Source organism: Xanthomonas sp. WHRI 6106, from assembly GCF_040202405.1.
Classification (GTDB): domain Bacteria; phylum Pseudomonadota; class Gammaproteobacteria; order Xanthomonadales; family Xanthomonadaceae; genus Xanthomonas; species Xanthomonas cannabis.
Genome location: NZ_JBEGFC010000001.1, coordinates 632,615 through 650,539, shown reverse-complemented (window position 1 = coordinate 650,539; position 17,925 = coordinate 632,615). Strand labels below are relative to the sequence as shown.

The window sequence follows — 17,925 nt, the reverse complement described above, 5'->3', positions numbered from 1 at the left end:
CAATCGCTCACGCGTGGGCGGCGATACATTCGCTGCCGTCATCCGCGTCAACGCCGGCAGCGCCCGCAGCGCGCAAGCTGCCGGTCGTTCGATCACGGGACTGCTGTCACCCCCGCCGCGCGCAGTGCCTGTGCCCAGATCCGGTAGCCGGCCTCGCTGGGATGGGTGCCGTCGGGCATCAGGGCTTCGGGCAGGCTGCCGTCGGGCTGCAGCAGCTGTGGGCCGATATCGACCAGGCGCACCGCCGGGTCGCTGGCATACCGCGTGCGCAGCAAGCGGTTGGTTTCAGCAATCGGAGCACGCTGCGGATCGCCGGCAGAGCGGCCACGCGGCATGATGGCCATCAGGATAAGCTTGCTGTTGGGTAGACGACGGCGCACTTCGCTCACCACCGCTTCGACGCCCTGTGCTGCTTCGGCGGGCGTGCTGGCGCGCGATTGCGCGGTGCCGGTGAGGTTGTTGGTGCCGATATGCACAACCACCCAGCGCGGATCCAGGCCGTCGAGTTCGCCCTGGCGGATACGCCACAACACGTTCTGGGTGCGATCCCAGCCGAAGCCCAGGTTGAGCACCGGCCGCTTGCCATACAACCACTGCCACGACGCCGGCCCGCTGACGCGCGTGGCTTGCGGCGGGCCCGCCCAGAAGTGGGTGATCGAATCGCCGATCATCACCACCTCCGGCTTGAGCGTACGCGTGGCAGCCAGTGCGGCATGGTGGCGTGCGTACCAGTCGTAGGAGTCCTGTTCCAGCCAATCGACCGGCAGCAGCGAGGTCGCCACGTCGCGGCCGAGCTCGGCCACCGGCTTGACCGGCGCCTCCCCCAACAGCCGCGCCAGCGTGGGCTCGATCGCCTCGGCCAGCATGCGTTGGCCCTGGGTGTCCGGATGCAGGGCACCGGCGGCAGGATGGAAGCGCGTGTCGTAGAACAGCTCGGTGCGCAGCGTGCCGGCACGTTGAAACACCGCGCTCACATCCAGGTAGGTCACACGCGGGTTGTCGCCGTAACGCACTGCCAGACCCTGGTTGACCTGCGCGTCGCGACGCGATTTTTCCGCAGAAACCCCGCTGGGCAGCACACTCAACAACAGGATGTGGGTACGCGGCAGCTTTTGTTCGAGCGCGGCAACCACCGCATCGATGCCGAGCTGAGCCTGCTCCGCGCTCTGGCCGAGATGGCCGGTGTTGTTGGTGCCGACCAGCACCAGCGCGACCTTGGGCTGCAGCCCGTCGACTTCGCCATTGGCCAGCCGCCACAGGACGTTTTCGGTACCGTCACCGCTGAAGCCCAGATTGAGCGCGCCGCGGCTGCCGTAGAAGGTCTGCCAGGTCGGCTGGAAGTCTTCGTCCGGCGCCTTGGATTTTTCGTAGTTCTGGGTGATCGAGTCGCCGATCAGCAGCAGCTTGGTCTCCGGATGCTGCCTGACCTGCTCCAGCACCTGCGCATGCCGCTGCGCCCACCAGGGCTCCTGCAGGCGATCGGTGGGGACGATCGACGGCGGCGGCGTCTGCGCGCTCGCTGCGGGGCAGACCAGCAGCAGCCCCCAACACACCAGCCCGGGCGCGATGGCGGATAGCGAAAGGCGAGGAAACACAGCGTGCAAAGACCGGAACATGCGCGCACCAGAGGCTGGAGAAGCCACGATTGTGATCCGCGCGCGCCGCGCACCACAAGCGTGGACGCAGCCACCGCCATGTAAGGCTGCGAAGTGCTTGTGATGTGTCAGCGCCAGGCCACTGGCACGACACACCTCTGATCGCAGACCGCTCACGCTTGCGTAGGAGCGCGCTTGCGCGCGATGCGGCGTTATCGATAACGCTTCATCGCGCGCAAGCGCGCTCCTACCTGGCAGTGGGAAGCAATCGCCTAAATCAAGTACTGGATCGAACGTTGCATACCTCGGGCCAATGGAATCGGCAACCGGCGGCGTGCTGCCGGAACAGGCCGCTCAGCGCAGGCCGGTTTCGCTGCGTGCAATCACCAGACGCTGGATCTCCGAGGTGCCTTCGTAGATTTCGGTGATCTTGGCGTCGCGGAAGTAGCGCTCCAGCGGCATTTCCTTGGAATACCCCATGCCGCCATGAATCTGCACGGCCTGGTGAGTGATCCACATCGCTGCCTCGGAGGCGGTGAGCTTGGCGACCGCCGCTTCGGTGCCGAATGACTTGCCCTGCCCCTTGAGCCAGGCCGCGCGCAGCGTCAGCAACAAGGCTGCATCCAGCTTGCACTTCATGTCGGCAATCTTGGCCTGGGTCATCTGGAAAGTGCCGATCGCCGCGCCGAAGGCCTTGCGCTCCTTCGCATACACCAGCGTGGCTTCATAGGCGGCGCGCGCAATGCCCACGGCCTGCGACGCGATCCCGATACGCCCGGCATCGAGCACGCTCATCGCGGTCTTGAAGCCCGCTCCCTCCTGGCCCAGCACCTCGTCAGGCTGCGCGACGTAGTCGGCGAACTCGATCTCGCAGGTGGCCGAGGCGCGAATGCCGAGCTTGGGCTCGGTCTTGCCGCGGTGGAAGCCGGCACGCTCGGTATCGACCATGAACGCGGTGATGCCGCGCGAGCCCTTGTCCGGTTCGGTCACCGCGAACAGCACGATGTACCTGGCCACCGGGCCGGAGGTGATCCAGCTCTTCTTGCCATTGATGACGAAGCGGCCATCGGCCTGCCTGACCGCGCGGCAACGCATCGCCGAGGCATCCGAACCAGACTGCGGCTCGGTCAGCGCGAAGGCACCGATGTGCGTGCCTTCGGCAATCGCGCGCACGTACAGCTGCTTCTGCGCCTCGGTGCCGTTCTTCAGGATGCCGGTGCAGAACAGCGAATTGTTGACCGACATGATGGTGGAGTGCGCACCGTCGGCGGCGGCAATTTCGATCATCGCCAGTGCGTAGCTGATCGGGTCCATGCCGGCGCCGCCGTACTCGGCCGGTACCTCGATGCCCATCAGGCCGTTCTCACCCAGCAGCTGGATGTTTTCCAGCGGGAATTCGCCGCTGCGGTCGAACTGCTCGGCGCTGGGGGCGATCTTTTCCTGGGCGATCCGGCGGGCCACATCCTGGATCATCAGTTGTTCTTCGGTAAAGCTGAAATCCACGTTCGACCCCTCCCGGGTATTGGCTGAGCGGCCATTGTAGCCACAACCATTCGCATGCGTATGTAGTTGACCCCACACCCCGCCCCGCCGAAAATATCTCCATATCGCGATATAGAGATATTCATGGATCTGGAAGACTGGTCGGCCCGCCTGAAAGTATTCGCCGACGCTACCCGAGTCCGCCTGCTGGCCTTGCTGGAACAGGAAGAACTCACCGTGGCCGAGCTGTCGGCCATCACCCGACTGGCCCAGCCGCGCGTGTCCACCCACCTTGCCAAGCTCAAGGAAGCCGGGCTGGTGCGCGACCGCCGCGCCGGTGTGTCGGCGTACTACCGCTTCGACGAAGTGTCGCTGGACCCGGCGCAACGGGCGCTGTGGCTGGCGCTGAGCACCGGCAGCGACGATCCGCTGCTGCGCCAAGACGCCGAGCGCGTGGCGGCGGTGCTGGCCAACCGCGCCGCCGACCAGAACTGGGCCGATTCGGTCGCCGGTGACATGGAGCGCCACTACTCGCCCGGCCGCACCTGGGAGGCACTGGCGCGCACCGCCCTGCCCCTGCTGGAAACCGGCGACGTGCTGGACATCGCCTCCGGCGACGGCGTACTGGCCGAACTGGTGGCCCCGCACGCCACCCGCTACATCTGCATCGACACCAGCGCCCGCGTGGTCGCCGCTGCCAGCGAACGCTTGCGCAAGCTGCGCAACGTGGAAGTGCGCGAGGGCGACATGCATGCGCTGCCGTTCCCCGATGCCAGCTTCGACTTGGTGGTGCTGATGCATGCGCTCACCTACGCCGCAAAGCCTGCGCAGGCGGTGGCCGAATCGGCGCGCGTGCTGCGCCCCGGCGGCCGCCTGCTGCTGTGCAGCCTGGCCAAACACGAACATCGCGCCGCGGTACATGCCTACGGCCACGTCAATCTCGGTTTTGCCGCCAAGGAACTGCGCAGGTTCGTCGAGAAGGCGGATCTGGAGGTCTCCAGCCTGGAGACGGTGACGCGCGAAAAACGTCCGCCGCATTTCGAGGTGATCTCGTTGATTGCGGTGAAGCCGGGAATCGGGAATCGGGAATCGGGATTGGTGGAAAACAAAGACACTGCGGCGAGGAGAGCCGGACCATGACGCACGCGCGCATCCCCACTTCCGAATCCCCAATCCCGTTTACTTTGCCGTGGCTGCACCCCGAGCGCGCTGCCTCGCTCACGGACGCATTGCGCGCGCGCATCCTCATCATCGACGGCGCGATGGGCACCATGATCCAGCGCCACGACCTGGAGGAACCGGATTACCGCGGCACGCGTTTTGCCGACGGCTACGACAGCGCGCACGTGCATGGCCCAGGATGCGATCACGCGCACGCGCCGGAAGGGCATGACCTGAAAGGCAACAATGATCTCCTGCTGCTGACGCGCCCGGAGATCATTGCCGGCATTCACCGCGCCTATCTGGACGCCGGCGCCGACCTGCTGGAAACCAACACCTTCAACGCCACCTCGGTGAGCCAGGCCGACTATCACCTGGAACATCTGGTATACGAATTGAACAAGGCCGGCGCGCAGGTGGCGCGCGCATGCTGCGATGCCGTCGAGGCGCTGACACCGCACAAACCGCGCTTTGTCATCGGCGTGCTCGGCCCCACCAGCCGCACCGCGTCGATCAGCCCGGACGTCAACGACCCCGGCTATCGCAATACCAGCTTCGATGCGCTGCGGCAGACCTACCGCGAGGCAATCGAAGGCCTGATCGACGGCGGCGCCGACACGCTGATGGTGGAAACCATCTTCGACACGCTCAATGCCAAGTCCGCGCTGTACGCGATCGAGGAAGTCTTCGAGGCACGCGGCGGGCGCTTGCCCGTGATGATCTCCGGCACCATCACCGACGCCTCCGGCCGCACCTTGTCCGGCCAGACGGCCGAGGCGTTCTATGCGTCGGTTGCGCATGGCCGGCCGCTGTCGGTGGGACTGAACTGCGCGCTCGGCGCAAAGGACCTGCGCCCGCATGTGGAGACGCTGGCGCGGATTGCCGATGCCTATGTCAGCGCGCATCCCAACGCCGGCCTGCCGAATGCGTTCGGCGAGTACGACGAAACGCCGGAAGAGATGGCGCACACCTTGCGCGAATTCGCGCAGGCCGGCCTGCTCAACCTGGTTGGCGGCTGCTGCGGCACCTCGCCCGATCACATCCGCGCCATCGCCGAAGCGGTGGCCGATCTGCCACCGCGGCAATTGCCTGGCACGCAGGAGCTGGCAGCGTGATGCGGCAGGCGTGCCCTCATCCGCCCTTCGGGCACCTTCTCCCGCAGGCGGGAGAAGGACACAGCATGGCGTGGCTTGGCACAACGACACTCCATGCGCCGCGCCCGACCCTTCTCCCGCTGGCGGAAGAAAGACACAGCATGGCGGGGCCTGCCACAACGACACTCCACGCGCCGCGCCTTGCCCTTCTCCCGCCTGCGGGAGAAGGTGGCGCGCAGCGCCGGATGAGGGCCGCATTCCATCGCGTTCCCTCATCTGGTCATAAACACCAACACACCCAGACTGATCGCGGCGCCAACCTCCAGCAGGGCCTTGCATGAGCACTCCCCGCTACACCCGCCTGTCCGGCCTGGAACCGCTGGTCATCACCCCTGACCTGCTGTTTATCAACGTCGGCGAGCGCACCAACGTCACCGGCAGCGCCCAGTTCCGCAAGCTGATCAAGGAAGAGCGCTACGAAGAAGCGGTGGAAGTGGCGCGCCAGCAGGTGGCCAATGGTGCGCAGATCCTCGACGTCAACATGGACGAGGGCCTGATCGATTCCGAGAAGGCGATGACCCGCTTTCTCAATCTGATCATGTCCGAACCGGATATCGCGCGCATCCCGGTGATGGTCGATTCGTCCAAGTGGACGGTAATCGAAGCGGGCCTGAAATGCCTGCAAGGCAAGAGCGTGGTCAATTCGATCTCGCTCAAGGAAGGCGAAGCGGTCTTCATCGAGCAGGCACGCAAGGTGTTGCGCTATGGCGCCGCCGCGGTGGTGATGGCCTTCGATGAGGTGGGCCAGGCGGACACCTGCGCACGCAAGGTGGAAATCTGCACGCGTGCCTACAAGGTGCTGACCGAGCAGGTCGGCTTCCCGCCGGAAGACATCATCTTCGACCCGAACATCTTTGCCGTCGCCACCGGCATCGAAGAACACGACAACTACGCAGTGGACTTCATCGAAGCCACCCGTGAAATCAAGCGCACGTTGCCGCACTGCCATATCTCCGGCGGCGTGTCGAATGTGTCGTTCTCGTTCCGCGGCAACGAAAGCGTGCGCCAGGCCATCCACTCGGTGTTCCTGTTCCATGCGATCAAGGCCGGCATGGACATGGGCATCGTCAATGCCGGCGGCATGCCGATCTACGACGACCTGGACCCTGAGCTACGCGAGCGCGTGGAGGATGTGATCCTCAACCGGCGCAAGGACGGCACCGAGCGCCTGCTGGAGATCGCCGAGCGTTACAAGGGCACCAAGGGTGCGGCGAAAGCCGAAGACCTGGCCTGGCGCGACAAGCCGGTACGCGCGCGCCTGGCGCATGCATTGGTGCACGGCATCGATGCGTACGTGGACACCGATACCGAAGAAGCGCGTCAGCAGTCCGCCCGCCCGCTGGATGTGATCGAAGGCCCGCTGATGGACGGCATGAACGTGGTCGGCGACCTGTTTGGCGCCGGCAAGATGTTCCTGCCGCAGGTGGTCAAGTCCGCACGCGTAATGAAGAAGGCCGTGGCGTATCTGTTGCCCTACATCGAAGCGGAAAAATTGCGCACCGGCGATGTCGGCAGGTCCAATGGCAAGATCATCATGGCCACCGTCAAGGGTGACGTGCACGACATCGGCAAGAACATCGTCGGCGTGGTGTTGGCCTGCAACAACTTCGATGTGGTGGACCTGGGCGTGATGGTGTCGGCGCAGGTGATCCTGGACCGTGCACGCGCAGAAAATGCCGACCTGATCGGTCTGTCGGGCTTGATCACGCCGTCGCTGGAAGAGATGTCGCATGTGGCGCGCGAGATGCAGCGCCAGGGGTTCGAGATCCCGCTCTTGATCGGCGGTGCCACCACCTCGCGCGCGCATACCGCGCTGAAGATCGACCCGCACTACACCGCGCCCACCGTGTGGGTCAAAGATGCCTCGCGTGCGGTCGGCGTTGCGCAATCGCTGATCTCGCGCGACCTGCGTCAGGCGTTCGTGGCCGCCAATGACGCCGACTACGCCGAGATCCGTGCCCGCCATCGCAACCGTGGCGATGCCAAGCGACTGGTGTCGCTGGAAAAGGCACGTGCGCAACGCTTCGATGGCGGATGGGACAGCTACGTGCCGCCCGCGCCACGCCAGCCGGGCCTGCACGTTTTCGACGACTACCCGCTGCAGGAGTTGGTCGAGCTGATCGACTGGACCCCGTTCTTCCAGGCCTGGGAGCTGGCCGGCAAGTTCCCGGCCATCCTCAGCGACGAGATCGTCGGCACCCAGGCCAGCGAGCTGTATCGCGACGCACGCCGCATGCTCAAGCAGATCGTCGACGAGAAGTGGCTGACGGCGAAGGCCGTGTTTGGGCTATGGCCGGCCAATAGCGTGGGCGATGACGTCGTCGTCCTGACCGAAGCGGCGGAATCGGGAATCGGGAGTCGGGAATCGCAAAGCGATGCTCCCGCGCTCGACCATTCCCGATTCTCCATTCCCCATTCCCTGCATTTCTTGCGCCAGCAAGTCGACAAACCCATCGACCGCCCGGATTTCTGCCTGGCCGATTTCATCGCGCCCAAGGACAGCGGTGTGCAGGACTGGATCGGTGCCTTCGCGGTCACCGCGGGCATCGGCATCGACCCGCATGTGGCCCGCTTTGAAGCCGCCCACGACGACTACAATGCGATCCTGCTCAAGGCGCTGGCCGATCGCCTGGCCGAAGCACTGGCGGAGCGCTTGCATCAGCGCGTGCGCACCGAGTTCTGGGGCTATGCGGACGACGAGAGCCTGGACAACGACGCCTTGATCGCCGAACGCTATCACGGCATTCGCCCTGCCCCCGGTTACCCGGCTTGCCCGGAACACAGCGAAAAACGCACGCTGTTCGACCTGCTCGATGCAGAGCAAAACACCACGATGACGCTGACCGAGAGCTTCGCGATGCTGCCTACCGCCGCGGTGTCCGGCTATTACTTCAGCCATCCCAAGAGCCAGTATTTCGTGGTCGGGCGCCTGGGCAAGGAACAGGTTGCCGACTACGCCAAGCGCAAGGGGATCACGCTGGCCTTGGCCGAACGCTGGCTGGCATCGAACCTGGATTACGACCCGGAGTAAGGGCCGCCGCAAACACCGTAGGAGCGCACCCGGGCGCGACAGGGCGTTACCAGTAAAGCCCTGTCGCGCCCGGGTGCGCTCCTACGTGGGGCCGCCGACCTTCGACAGCGGCGCTTTGATCACATCAACATCAGGCAGCCGGGCGCAACACGTTCAGAACCTCGTAGCATGCGCCCATGGTGTGGTAATCGGTCTTGCCGGCCGGGCTCTTCTCGTCGCTGTACTTGCGGTTGTCCGCGTCCAGGATGCGATACCACGCGCCGTAGCGGTGATCGATCATGTGCTTCCAGGCGTAGTCCCACAGCTTGTCGTACCACTGCCAGTAGCGATCCTCGCCACTGCGCTGGGCCAGTAATGCGGCAGCAGCGAGCGATTCGGCCTGCACCCAGAAGTACTTGTCGTCATCGCAGACCTGCCCGTCCGGTGCGAAGCCGTAATACAGCCCGCCGCGTTGGGCATCCCAGGAGCGTTCCACCGCCACATCGAACAGGTGTTGCGCGGTCGGCAACAACCAGTCGGCCGGCGCGTAGCGGTCCAGCAGCATCAGCAGCTTGGCCCATTCGGTCTGATGGCCTGGCTGGAAGCCCCAGGGGCGGAACAGGTGCTTGGGGTCATCGCGGTTGTAATCCCAATCGATGTTCCACTGCGGGTCGTAGTGCTCCCACACCAGGCCATCGGCCTTGGCGGCCTGACGGCGCGTCATGTTGTCGGCCAACTGCAGCGCACGGTCGAGATAACGTTGCTCGCCACTGGCCTCATACGCGGCGATCATCGCCTCGCACATATGCATGTTGGCGTTCTGGCCGCGATACGTGGTGAAATTGAAGTGGGCGTCGGCTTCATCGCGGTACAAGCCAAATTCCGGCTCCCAGAAATACTTCTCCAGCAGCTGCCAGGTTTCGTCCATCCACGTGCGGGCTTCGGCGATGCCGGCCTTCAGCCCGCACGAATACGCCAGCAGCACGAATGCAACGCCGTAGCAGTGGTTCATGTCGTCTTCCACCACGCCATCGCGCAAGGTCCAGGCATAGCCGCCGGTCGCCGCATTGCGATGCACGTTGCGCAGGTAATCCAGGCCGTGGCGCACCGCCTCCAGGTACTCGGCGTTGCCGAACTCGCGGTAGGCCATCGCGTAGTTGAAGACGAAGCGCGTGCTACTCACCAGATGCCGGTGCCCGGCGTCGTAGATAGAGCCGTCATCGCGGAAATACTGAAAGAAGCCACCGGCCGGGTCGATCGCGCGCGGGTGGTAGAACGCCATGGTGTCGGCGATGTGCTGGCGCAGGACATCGGCCGAGCGGAAATCGGGTGCGGGGGATGCGGGCAACGGGCTCATGCTTGTTCCTGGATCAGAGAATGGACGTCATCGATGCCGGGCATCGCAGCGAACGCGCCCTTGCGCGTGACCGCCAATGCGCCGACGGCGGCAGCGAACCGGATCACCTCGGTCATCGCCGAGGTATCGCCGCACAATTGCGCCAGCGTGGTGCCGCGCGCAGCCAGCTGGAACAGCAGCCCACCCACAAACGCATCGCCCGCAGCAGTGCTATCGCGCACCTGCACGGTGAACGCCGGCACCTGACCGGAATCGGTGCGGGTCTGCCAGTGCACCGGGCCGCCACCATCGGTGACCAGCAGCCAGGTCGCGTTGCCCTGCCACAGCTTCTGCGTCACCGCGCTGGCATCGCTGTCCAGCGTGCCGGCCAGATAGTCGAGCTCTTCGCGCGAGAGCTTGACCACATCGGCCAGGGCCAGCGCCTCCCACAGCACCGGCGCCGGGTTCACGTCCTGCGGCCACAGCATCGGGCGCAGGTTGAGATCGAGGCTGACGATGGCGCCATCGGCGCGCGCGCGGCGCATGCCGTCCAGCGTGCATTGCGCAATCTCCAGCTCGGTCATGCTGTTGGAGCACACATGCAGCACCGCCGCCTGCGCGAAGCCATCGGCAGCAAAATGTTCGGGACGGAACAGCAGATCCGCTGCAGGCGGCCGGTAGAAACTGAAACTGCGCTCGCCGGCTTCGTCCAACGCAACGAAGGCCAGCGCCGTCTTGGCCTGATCGGTGCGCACGATGCCGCCGGTGGCCACACCGGCCTGCTGCAGGCTCTGCAGCAGGAAGTCGCCGAACATGTCGCGCCCGAGCATGCCAATAAAATGGGACGCACCGCCGAGCTTGGCGACAGCGACAGCCACGTTGGCCGGCGCGCCGCCCGCATATTGCGCAAACGTGCGCGCGTCGTCGCTGCCAGCCTGTGGCAGGGCCAGCATGTCGATCAAGGCTTCGCCGAAGCAGATCACCTGGTTCTTGGCAGCGCTCATGCGTGCGCCTCCGCCAATGCGCCACGCAGACGCGAGCCCCAGATACCGTAGAACACGATGTACAGGTAGCACACCAGCGGCAGCACGAACGACTCATGCAGGCCGATCCGGTCTGCGAGCAGGCCCTGCAGATACGGCACGATCGCACCGCCGACAATGGCCATGATCAGCAGGCTGGAGGCGCGGCCGGTCAATGCGCCCAGGCGCTCGATGCCCAGGGTGAAGATGGTCGGGAACATGATCGAGTTGAACAGGCCGATCGCCACCAGTGCGTACACCGCCAGCATGCCGCCGCTGACCATGGTGGCGCCCAGCAGCAGTGCATTGATCGCCGCGAACGCCGACAACAGGACGCGGGGCGACAGTTTGGCCAGCAGTGCCGAGCCGATGAAACGGCCGATCATCGCCAGCGTCCAGTAGGCCGAGACGTACTTGGTCGCTTCGCGCTCGGTGAAACCGCCGATCTCCGGCAACGAGAAGTAATTGACCATCAGGCTGCCGATCGCCACTTCTGCGCCGACATAGAAAAAGATCGCCAGCACCCCGAAGCGCACATGCGGGTGACGCAAGGCATCGCGCAGGCTATGCGTGCTTTGGTCTTTCTGTGCGCCTGCATCGGTCAGTGCCGGCAGACGGAACAGAAACACGAAGATCGCCAGCAGGAACAGCACCACGCCCAGGCCGATATAGGGCCCTTGCACCGCCTGCGCTTCCTGCACGCGATAGGCCAGCTGCTCGGCCTGCGGCAGTGCCTTGAGCTGGTCGCCGCTCATCACCGTGTTGGACAGGATCAACCAGCCACCCAACAGCGGCGCGATCGCCGTCCCCAACGAGTTGAGCGCCTGCGCCAGGGTCAGACGGCTGGACGCGCTGCGCTCGGGCCCCAGCAATGCCACGTACGGATTGGCCGCCACCTGCAGGATGGTGATGCCGGTGGCCAGCACGAACAATGCGCCCAGAAATGCGCCATACACCCGCAATTCTGCCGCCGGCCAGAAGCCCAGCGCTCCAACTGCCGCCACCGCAAGTCCTGCCACGATGCCCTGCTTGTAGCCCAACCGGTTCACCAGCCAACCGGCCGGCAGCGACATCAGGAAATACGCACCGAAGAAGGTGAACTGCACCAGCATCGCCTGGGCGAAGTTGAGCTCGAACACCGCTTTGAGGTGCGGGATCAGGATGTCGTTGAGGCAGGTGAGAAAGCCCCACATGAAGAAGATCGTGGTGACCACCGACAACGCGACGCCGTTGTTGACGGGCGCCTTGTTGCCGCTTGGCACAGTGGATTGCGTGGAAAGGGAAACCATAGGAGTTGCCTGGTCAGCGGCCTGAGGCCTTGGTGGGGGAACGGTTGGGGGAATGGCTTGCGCGTTGCGGCGCAGGCGCTGCGGTCGGCGCGCATGCACTGCTTGCACGGATCTTCAAGGCGACGGCGGCGGTGAGCCGTTGCGCCGCCAGTTCAGGGCTGCCGATACGCTGCAGCACCAGTTGCGCGGCCTGCCGGCCACGCGCGCGCGGATCGGCGGCCAGCGTGGTCAGGGCCGGGGTGAACAACGCGGCTTCGGCGATATCGTCGAAGCCGGTCACCGCAAAATCGCGGCCGGGCACACTGCCCTGCATCGCCAGCGCGGCCATCAGGCCCAGCGCCACGCTGTCGTTGTAGCAGACCGCCGCACTCACGCGCTGGCCCGCACCGCCCAACATGCGTGCGCCACACAGCGCGGCATCCTGGCGATTGGGTGCCGACTCGACGTACTGCACGGCCAGCCCCGCATCCGTCATTGCACGCGTGTAGCCGGCACGGCGCTGGCGGCACGAACTGGATTCGGCATGGCCACCGAAGAACACGATGTGCCGGTGACCTTGCGCGATGAGGTGCGTGCAGGCCAGAAACGCACCCTGCTCGTTGTCGAGCGCCAGCAGATCCCAACCGGCACCCTCCACTTCGCGGTTGAACAGCACGACGTTGCGCTGGCGGCCGAGCACCTGGGTCAGGGCCTGCGCCTGACTGCCTTCGGCCGGCGACAGGATGATTCCGGCCGGCGTGTGCTCCATCAACGAGGTCAGCACCGCCTGCTGGCGCTGCGTCGATTCACCGGTGCTGCCCAGCAGCGTCACATAGCCGGCGGCGCCCAGCGCTTCATCGACGCCTGCGGCGAACTCGGCAAAAAATGGATTGGACAGGTCGTTGATGACCAACGCGATGCTGGACGAGGTGCGCCGGCGCAGATTGGCGGCGGCGCGGTTGTACACATAGTTCTGTCGATCCAGCTCGGCCTCGACACGTGCCCGCGTGCTTGCATGCACCAAGGGGCTGCCACGCAGTACCAGCGAGACGGTGGCACGCGACACACCGATGGCGACCGCGATATCGCGCAATGTCACTGCGCCACGGCGCAGACGGCGCGCGTCGCCGTCCTCTTCCATTGCGGATGTCGGCGTGGCACGCGTCAAGTTGCAGACCTGGCGTTGAGAGAAATGCGCATGCCCGTGGCGTTCATTGGATCGATCCAATTAGGCCTTTTCCTTGTTCCCAATGCATGCGGCAGTGCAACAAATCAGGCGGATAGTCCGCTCAGTGCGTGCCGACTGGTCGGTTAGGGCGATCAAGCAGCGCACGGCTCCTTGCCGCAAGATCGGCTGACGCCAACGTGACGCCATCTTCGCCCTGCACCCACCCGGCATCTAAAACTTTTTGCCCGTGACCGCCATCGCCAGCTCGAGAATGCAGCCCCGCATCGCGATGCCGCCACGACCGTCCGGGCCGCCACTGGCAGCCACGCAGCACGCGGCTAGCGTCGTCCGGGCAGCACGACGCAGACGCCTGGCTCACCGACAGTCGTTACTGAAACGCGATCGACAAGCCAATTCCGCCCTGCCAGTCGGGGCTCTCCGAGGTCAGCCCGCGCAGCACCGAGACATCCAGCTGCATCGCGTGCGCCAGTTGCCAGGCGCCGCCCGCACCCGCCACGCGCGAATGCTCGCTGCCGGTATCGAACCCGGCTTCGACGTAGCTGCTGAAATGCTCGCCGGAAAAAAACGTGTAATTGGGTGCAAAGGTCCAGGTGTGGCCCTCGTCGTCGCGCGCGTAGTTGACGTACAGCGCAAATGCACGCTGCTGCGCGAGGTCCCAGGAGGCGGTGACGCCGAGTTCGCGGGCATAGCCGTCGCTGAAGGCCGGGCTGCCCGTCGGGACGCTGTAGGTGCCCAGCGCCGCCCAGTGAAAACTGTCGGAGCGCGATGGCAGGGCCACCTTCAAGCCAATATGACTGTCGCCGCCGCCGCGCACGCGTTGGCCGCCCCCGTGCTGCCAGTTGTAACTGTCGCTGCCCATTTGCAGCTCCACCTGTTGCGACAGGCCCAGACGCAGCACGGTGTCGGCGGTGTACAGCGTGGTCCGCTGGCCATCGGTGCGATCGGTGCTCGCATCCGGCAAACCCTGCTCCCAGGCGAATGCGCCGGGCTGCAACACCTCGGCGGCAAACGGAATGCCTGGCCGGTCGAACGCCGGTGGATCCTCCGCCTGCGCCGCTGCCGGCCGGCTGCTCAGGCACAACACCAGCAGCGCCCCGGCCAGCAGCAGAGGTCGCCCTGCGCGCAGCTGCAACCGCTCGCTCACGAAGGAAGACGCCGGCACCGACGGTGCATCGGCACGCAATTGCGCGGGAACAGAAAACACGGACATGGGTGGCACCATCGGCAGGAAGTGAGCGACAACGCAGCAAATCGTCGGGATGGCTGCGTCGACCAGCAACGGCGCGCATGGTGCCGCGCCGGCCGTGACCGGTTTGTATACCGCGCCGCTCTCGCCAGCGGCGCAGCCAGCGTTGTACGCGTGGCAGGCCGTGGCGCGGCAAAACAGCACGCTGCGGCGACAGCTACAACAGGCGCACTAGCCGACACGCGCCGACGTCAACGAGCAACTGCTCCGGCACTGACGATCGCCAGGCCGGCAGGCAGGCCCGATCCGGTGGGTCAGCATCCCGCCGCCCTGCCCAGTCGCAACCATTGGCAAGCTCGCCCGCCAACAAAAAGGGCACCCTCAGGTGCCCTTTCAAGACAGCCACGTGATGCCGCCTTACCAGACCAGATCGTCAGGCACCTGGTACTTGGGATCGGCATAGGGATCCTCGCCCGCAGGTGCGTTCGGGTCCACCTTCAGGGCGACCGATGGCGCGAACACCGCCTCGGCTTCGGCCAGCACTTCGGCCGTCACCAGCAGATAGCGCCCGTTGAGCTGCAGCACGCCGAGCTCGCCGGCGTTGAGTGCCTTGAGCTGGTCGGCGGTGACATAGATACGCTTGATCTTGCCGCCGTACGGAAAATGCCGGGCAATGTCGGCATCGGCGTGATTCAGTCCCTTGTCCTTGAGCAGTTCTTCCAGCTTGGCCTTGGCTTCGCGGCGCAGGCGTGCTTCTTCCTGCTTGATACGCTCGGCTTCGATGCGTTCATCCTTCTCGCGCTGCGCCCGGATCGCATAGGCCTTGGCCAGATCGATGTCTTCGCGCGTGCGCGGCGGCCTGGGACCGCGCCGGCCTGCGTCGGCCTGCGGCGGACGTGGCAACCCCGCCGGCCGGCCGTCGTTACGACGATCGGGCCTGGCCCCGTGCTTGCGTTCGCCACTGCCATCGGTGGCCGAGGCGGCAGACGACCGCTGAGGCCCCCTGCCCTGGCCATCCGGCCGGTGGCCGCCGGGTGCGGGCTTGCCGCCCTTGCCGTGCGGACGCGCGGCAGGCCGCGCGTCGGGTTTGCGTTCTGGCTTGGGCGCGGACTTGAAGCCCAGGCCAAGCAGCTGGTCACGTAGGGTATCGCTCATGGCGGCGGCAATCTGCAATTAATAGTGCGGAGGCGGCGGTTCATCCGCCGCATCGGCAAACAACGTGGAGCGCACCTTGCCCAGATCCTCGAGCAGGTGGCGGATCAGTTCGGCATTGCGGGCACCAGTCAAACGGGCATCCGCAAGCGCTTCACTCAGTTCGTTGAGCGCCTGCTCCTGAAAGGAGAGGCGCGTTTCCAGTTCCACCAATCGCGCTTCCAGGTCCTGGTCGCGCGGCGAGAGTTGCTCATGCATGTAACGAACGGCCTCGTCCGATAGCGTAGTAAGCCAGACCAGCGGCTTCGATCTCTTGCCGGTCATACAGGTTGCGGCCGTCGAACACGACCTTGTCCTTCACTGCCTGCCTGATCTTGCCAAAATCCGGGCTGCGGAGCTGCTTCCATCCGGTGGCCAGAACCAATGCGTGGGCGCCTTCCGGTGCCGCGAACGCTTCGTCGCAGAAGGTCAGGTCATCGCGCCCGCCGAAGATGCGCCTGGTTTCACGAGTGGCCTCCGGGTCGGAGGCTCGCACGCTGGCACCAGGTTCCCACGGCTGCGCCATCAGGCAACGGCTAGACGCAGCACGCACGTCGTCGGTGCTGGACCAACGTCGCCGGCACCAGAGATCGCAACGCGCATGGGTACGGAAGTTCTGCGACAGATCAGGGAAGGATGCCCATCAGTTCGACATCGAACGTCAAGGTTGCGTCCGGTCCGATCGGCCCACCCTGCGTGCCGTTCGGGCCATAGGCCAGGTTGGATGGAATCCAAAACCGATACTTCGAACCGACCGGCATCAACGCGACGCCCTCGGTCCAGCCGGGAATGACCTGATCCAGGCCGAACTCGGCCGGCTGGCCGCGCTGGTAGGAACTATCGAACACCTGGCCATCGAGCAGCTTGCCTTCGTAATTGACGCGCACCTTGTTGGTCCGCATCGGACGCTCGCCGCTGCCCTGGCGCAGCACCATGTACTGCAGGCCGGATGCGGTGGTGATCACGCCCTTCTCGGTCTTGTTCTTGGCAAGGAAGGCATTGCCTTCTTCGCGATTCTTGGCACCGGCAGCGCCCTGCTTGGCCGAGGCGAAGGCCTGCATGGTGGCGGCCGCTTCCTGCTGGGTCAGGCGCGTGGTGCCCTTGGCGAACACGGTACGCACCGCTTCCATCAGGATCGACAGATCGATCTCGTCCTTGATGCCGGCCAGCGACGGACCAACTGCACGGTCGCCGAGCATCAGGCCGACGTTTTCCTTGGACGGGGCAGCCGGCGCGGAACCCGGCGCCATGCCCGGCACCTGCTGGCCGTTACGGGCCGCCAGCGCGGTGCGCAGGGCGGTATCGGTGGCCTGGGTCTGCTCGTCGGACAACAGCGGCTTGCCACCCTTGAATGCATTTTCGATGGCGCGTTGCATGGCGCTCAGATCGATGTCCTGGGCGATCGGCTCGAACGAGCGGGCCACATCCATACCGATGGCGTAGCTGACGTTGTCGCGCGTGCTTTTCTCAGACGATGCATTCAAAACTGGCTTCTCCTTGGTGGCCGCCGCGGCCGGTTGCTGCGACATCGCCGGCACCGAAGCCGCCATTGCCACCATCAGTAGCGACGCCGCCGCGCCGCGCTTTCCCATCTTCATTCGATGCACTTCCCGAAAGTGAAAAGACACGCCGCCGACGGCGCTGAACACGCATTGTCGCATGCGCACGCGGCGTTGCGAGAGCCGTGCTCAGCGCGAGGGCGCATTGAGCTCGCGTTCGATCGCCGACACAACGCGCGGATCGTCCGGTTTGATCTTGCTGGGGAACTGCGCCACCACGCGCCCATCGCGACCAATCAGATACTTGTGGAAGTTCCACCCCGGCGCCACGCCCGTCGCCTGGGTCAGCCGCTGGTACAACGGCGTGGCCTCCTTGCCAAGCACATGCACCTTCTCGAACATCGGGAACTTGACGCCATAGGTCAGCGTGCAGAATTCCTGGATCTGTTTCTCGGATCCGGGCTCCTGCCCCTGAAAATCGTTCGACGGAAAGCCCAACACCGCAAACCCACGGCTGGCGTAGCGCTTGTTGAGCGCTTCCAGGCCTTCGTACTGCGGGGTGTAGCCGCACTTGCTGGCGGTATTGACCACCATCACCACCTTGCCACCGTAACTGCGGTTCAGGTTGATTGGCGCCTTTCCGGCGAGCGGGCGGTAGTCCAGATCCAGCAGCGCAGCGCCGGCGGCCAGCGCCGAGCCCGCGAAAAATCCAGCAAATACAACCACTAACAGACGTTTCAGCAACATGGGCAAAGCCTCGGCGAGGGATCGGCATCCCGAATTTGGCGGGGTGCCATCAGTTGGGTGTGACAGACAGTTGACTGCCTGCGTG

14 protein-coding genes and 1 pseudogene are annotated in these 17,925 nt (G+C 65.2%); 3 read left to right on the top strand and 12 right to left on the bottom strand.

What is annotated here, in order from left to right; translation table 11 throughout:
• Window positions 1-92: 92 nt before the first annotated feature.
• Both ABQZ09_RS02915 and ABQZ09_RS02910 read right to left on the bottom strand, forming a co-directional pair.
• Window positions 93-1,616 (bottom strand): platelet-activating factor acetylhydrolase IB subunit, encoded by a 1,524-nt coding sequence (locus ABQZ09_RS02915; protein WP_228313635.1) that lies wholly within the window; start codon window positions 1,614-1,616, stop codon window positions 93-95.
• 333 nt (window positions 1,617-1,949) lie between these two features.
• Window positions 1,950-3,098 carry an acyl-CoA dehydrogenase family protein gene (locus ABQZ09_RS02910; protein ID WP_228313636.1) on the bottom strand — a complete coding sequence of 383 codons (1,149 nt, stop codon included), beginning with the start codon at window positions 3,096-3,098 and terminating at the stop codon, window positions 1,950-1,952.
• 123 nt (window positions 3,099-3,221) lie between these two features.
• On the opposite strand from ABQZ09_RS02910, the gene ABQZ09_RS02905 reads away from it, so the two are divergent.
• The 3 genes from ABQZ09_RS02905 (at window position 3,222) to metH (ending at window position 8,423) form a co-directional block, all read left to right on the top strand.
• On the top strand, window positions 3,222-4,217 hold the full coding sequence (locus ABQZ09_RS02905; RefSeq protein ID WP_184386987.1) for an ArsR/SmtB family transcription factor: 996 nt from the start codon (window positions 3,222-3,224) through the stop codon (window positions 4,215-4,217).
• Window positions 4,214-5,353 (top strand): homocysteine S-methyltransferase family protein, encoded by a 1,140-nt coding sequence (locus ABQZ09_RS02900; protein WP_349776072.1) that lies wholly within the window; start codon window positions 4,214-4,216, stop codon window positions 5,351-5,353. The genes ABQZ09_RS02905 and ABQZ09_RS02900 overlap by 4 nt, the downstream gene beginning before the upstream one ends.
• 316 nt (window positions 5,354-5,669) lie before the next feature.
• The gene (gene metH / locus ABQZ09_RS02895) at window positions 5,670-8,423 is read left to right on the top strand and encodes a methionine synthase (RefSeq protein WP_349776071.1); all 2,754 of its coding nucleotides are present in this window, start codon (window positions 5,670-5,672) and stop codon (window positions 8,421-8,423) included.
• 130 nt (window positions 8,424-8,553) lie between these two features.
• Here metH and ABQZ09_RS02890 read toward each other — a convergent pair whose 3' ends face one another.
• From ABQZ09_RS02890 to ABQZ09_RS02845, 10 genes and pseudogenes are all read right to left on the bottom strand, one after another.
• On the bottom strand, window positions 8,554-9,759 hold the full coding sequence (locus ABQZ09_RS02890; RefSeq protein ID WP_184552096.1) for an AGE family epimerase/isomerase: 1,206 nt from the start codon (window positions 9,757-9,759) through the stop codon (window positions 8,554-8,556).
• Window positions 9,756-10,742 carry a carbohydrate kinase family protein gene (locus tag ABQZ09_RS02885; RefSeq protein ID WP_349776070.1) on the bottom strand — a complete coding sequence of 329 codons (987 nt, stop codon included), beginning with the start codon at window positions 10,740-10,742 and terminating at the stop codon, window positions 9,756-9,758. Before ABQZ09_RS02885 ends, ABQZ09_RS02890 begins: the two co-directional genes overlap by 4 nt.
• A complete protein-coding gene (gene fucP, locus ABQZ09_RS02880) occupies window positions 10,739-12,049 on the bottom strand; it encodes an L-fucose:H+ symporter permease (protein WP_349776069.1) in 1,311 nt (436 codons plus the stop codon). The genes ABQZ09_RS02885 and fucP overlap by 4 nt, the downstream gene beginning before the upstream one ends.
• Window positions 12,050-12,062: 13 nt before the next feature.
• Window positions 12,063-13,169, bottom strand: coding sequence for a LacI family DNA-binding transcriptional regulator (locus tag ABQZ09_RS02875; RefSeq protein ID WP_349776109.1), 1,107 nt, complete (start codon window positions 13,167-13,169; stop codon window positions 12,063-12,065).
• 415 nt (window positions 13,170-13,584) lie between these two features.
• Window positions 13,585-14,427 (bottom strand): transporter, encoded by an 843-nt coding sequence (locus tag ABQZ09_RS02870; protein ID WP_184552102.1) that lies wholly within the window; start codon window positions 14,425-14,427, stop codon window positions 13,585-13,587.
• A gap of 393 nt (window positions 14,428-14,820) precedes the next feature.
• A complete protein-coding gene (locus tag ABQZ09_RS02865) occupies window positions 14,821-15,558 on the bottom strand; it encodes a DUF2058 domain-containing protein (protein ID WP_349776068.1) in 738 nt (245 codons plus the stop codon).
• 18 nt (window positions 15,559-15,576) lie between these two features.
• Window positions 15,577-15,813 (bottom strand): SlyX family protein, encoded by a 237-nt coding sequence (locus tag ABQZ09_RS02860; protein WP_039403175.1) that lies wholly within the window; start codon window positions 15,811-15,813, stop codon window positions 15,577-15,579.
• Window positions 15,806-16,159 (bottom strand): annotated as a pseudogene (locus tag ABQZ09_RS02855) (UDP binding domain-containing protein); the annotation flags it as partial. The gene ABQZ09_RS02860 and the pseudogene ABQZ09_RS02855, both read right to left, overlap by 8 nt.
• Before the next feature lie 61 nt (window positions 16,160-16,220).
• Window positions 16,221-17,192, bottom strand: a complete 972-nt coding sequence (locus tag ABQZ09_RS02850; protein ID WP_349776067.1) for an FKBP-type peptidyl-prolyl cis-trans isomerase — start codon at window positions 17,190-17,192, stop codon at window positions 16,221-16,223.
• Window positions 17,193-17,282: 90 nt separating this feature from the next.
• Complete coding sequence (locus ABQZ09_RS02845) at window positions 17,283-17,840, bottom strand: glutathione peroxidase (RefSeq protein ID WP_039403183.1); 558 nt, start codon at window positions 17,838-17,840, stop codon at window positions 17,283-17,285.
• Window positions 17,841-17,925 lie beyond the last annotated feature (85 nt).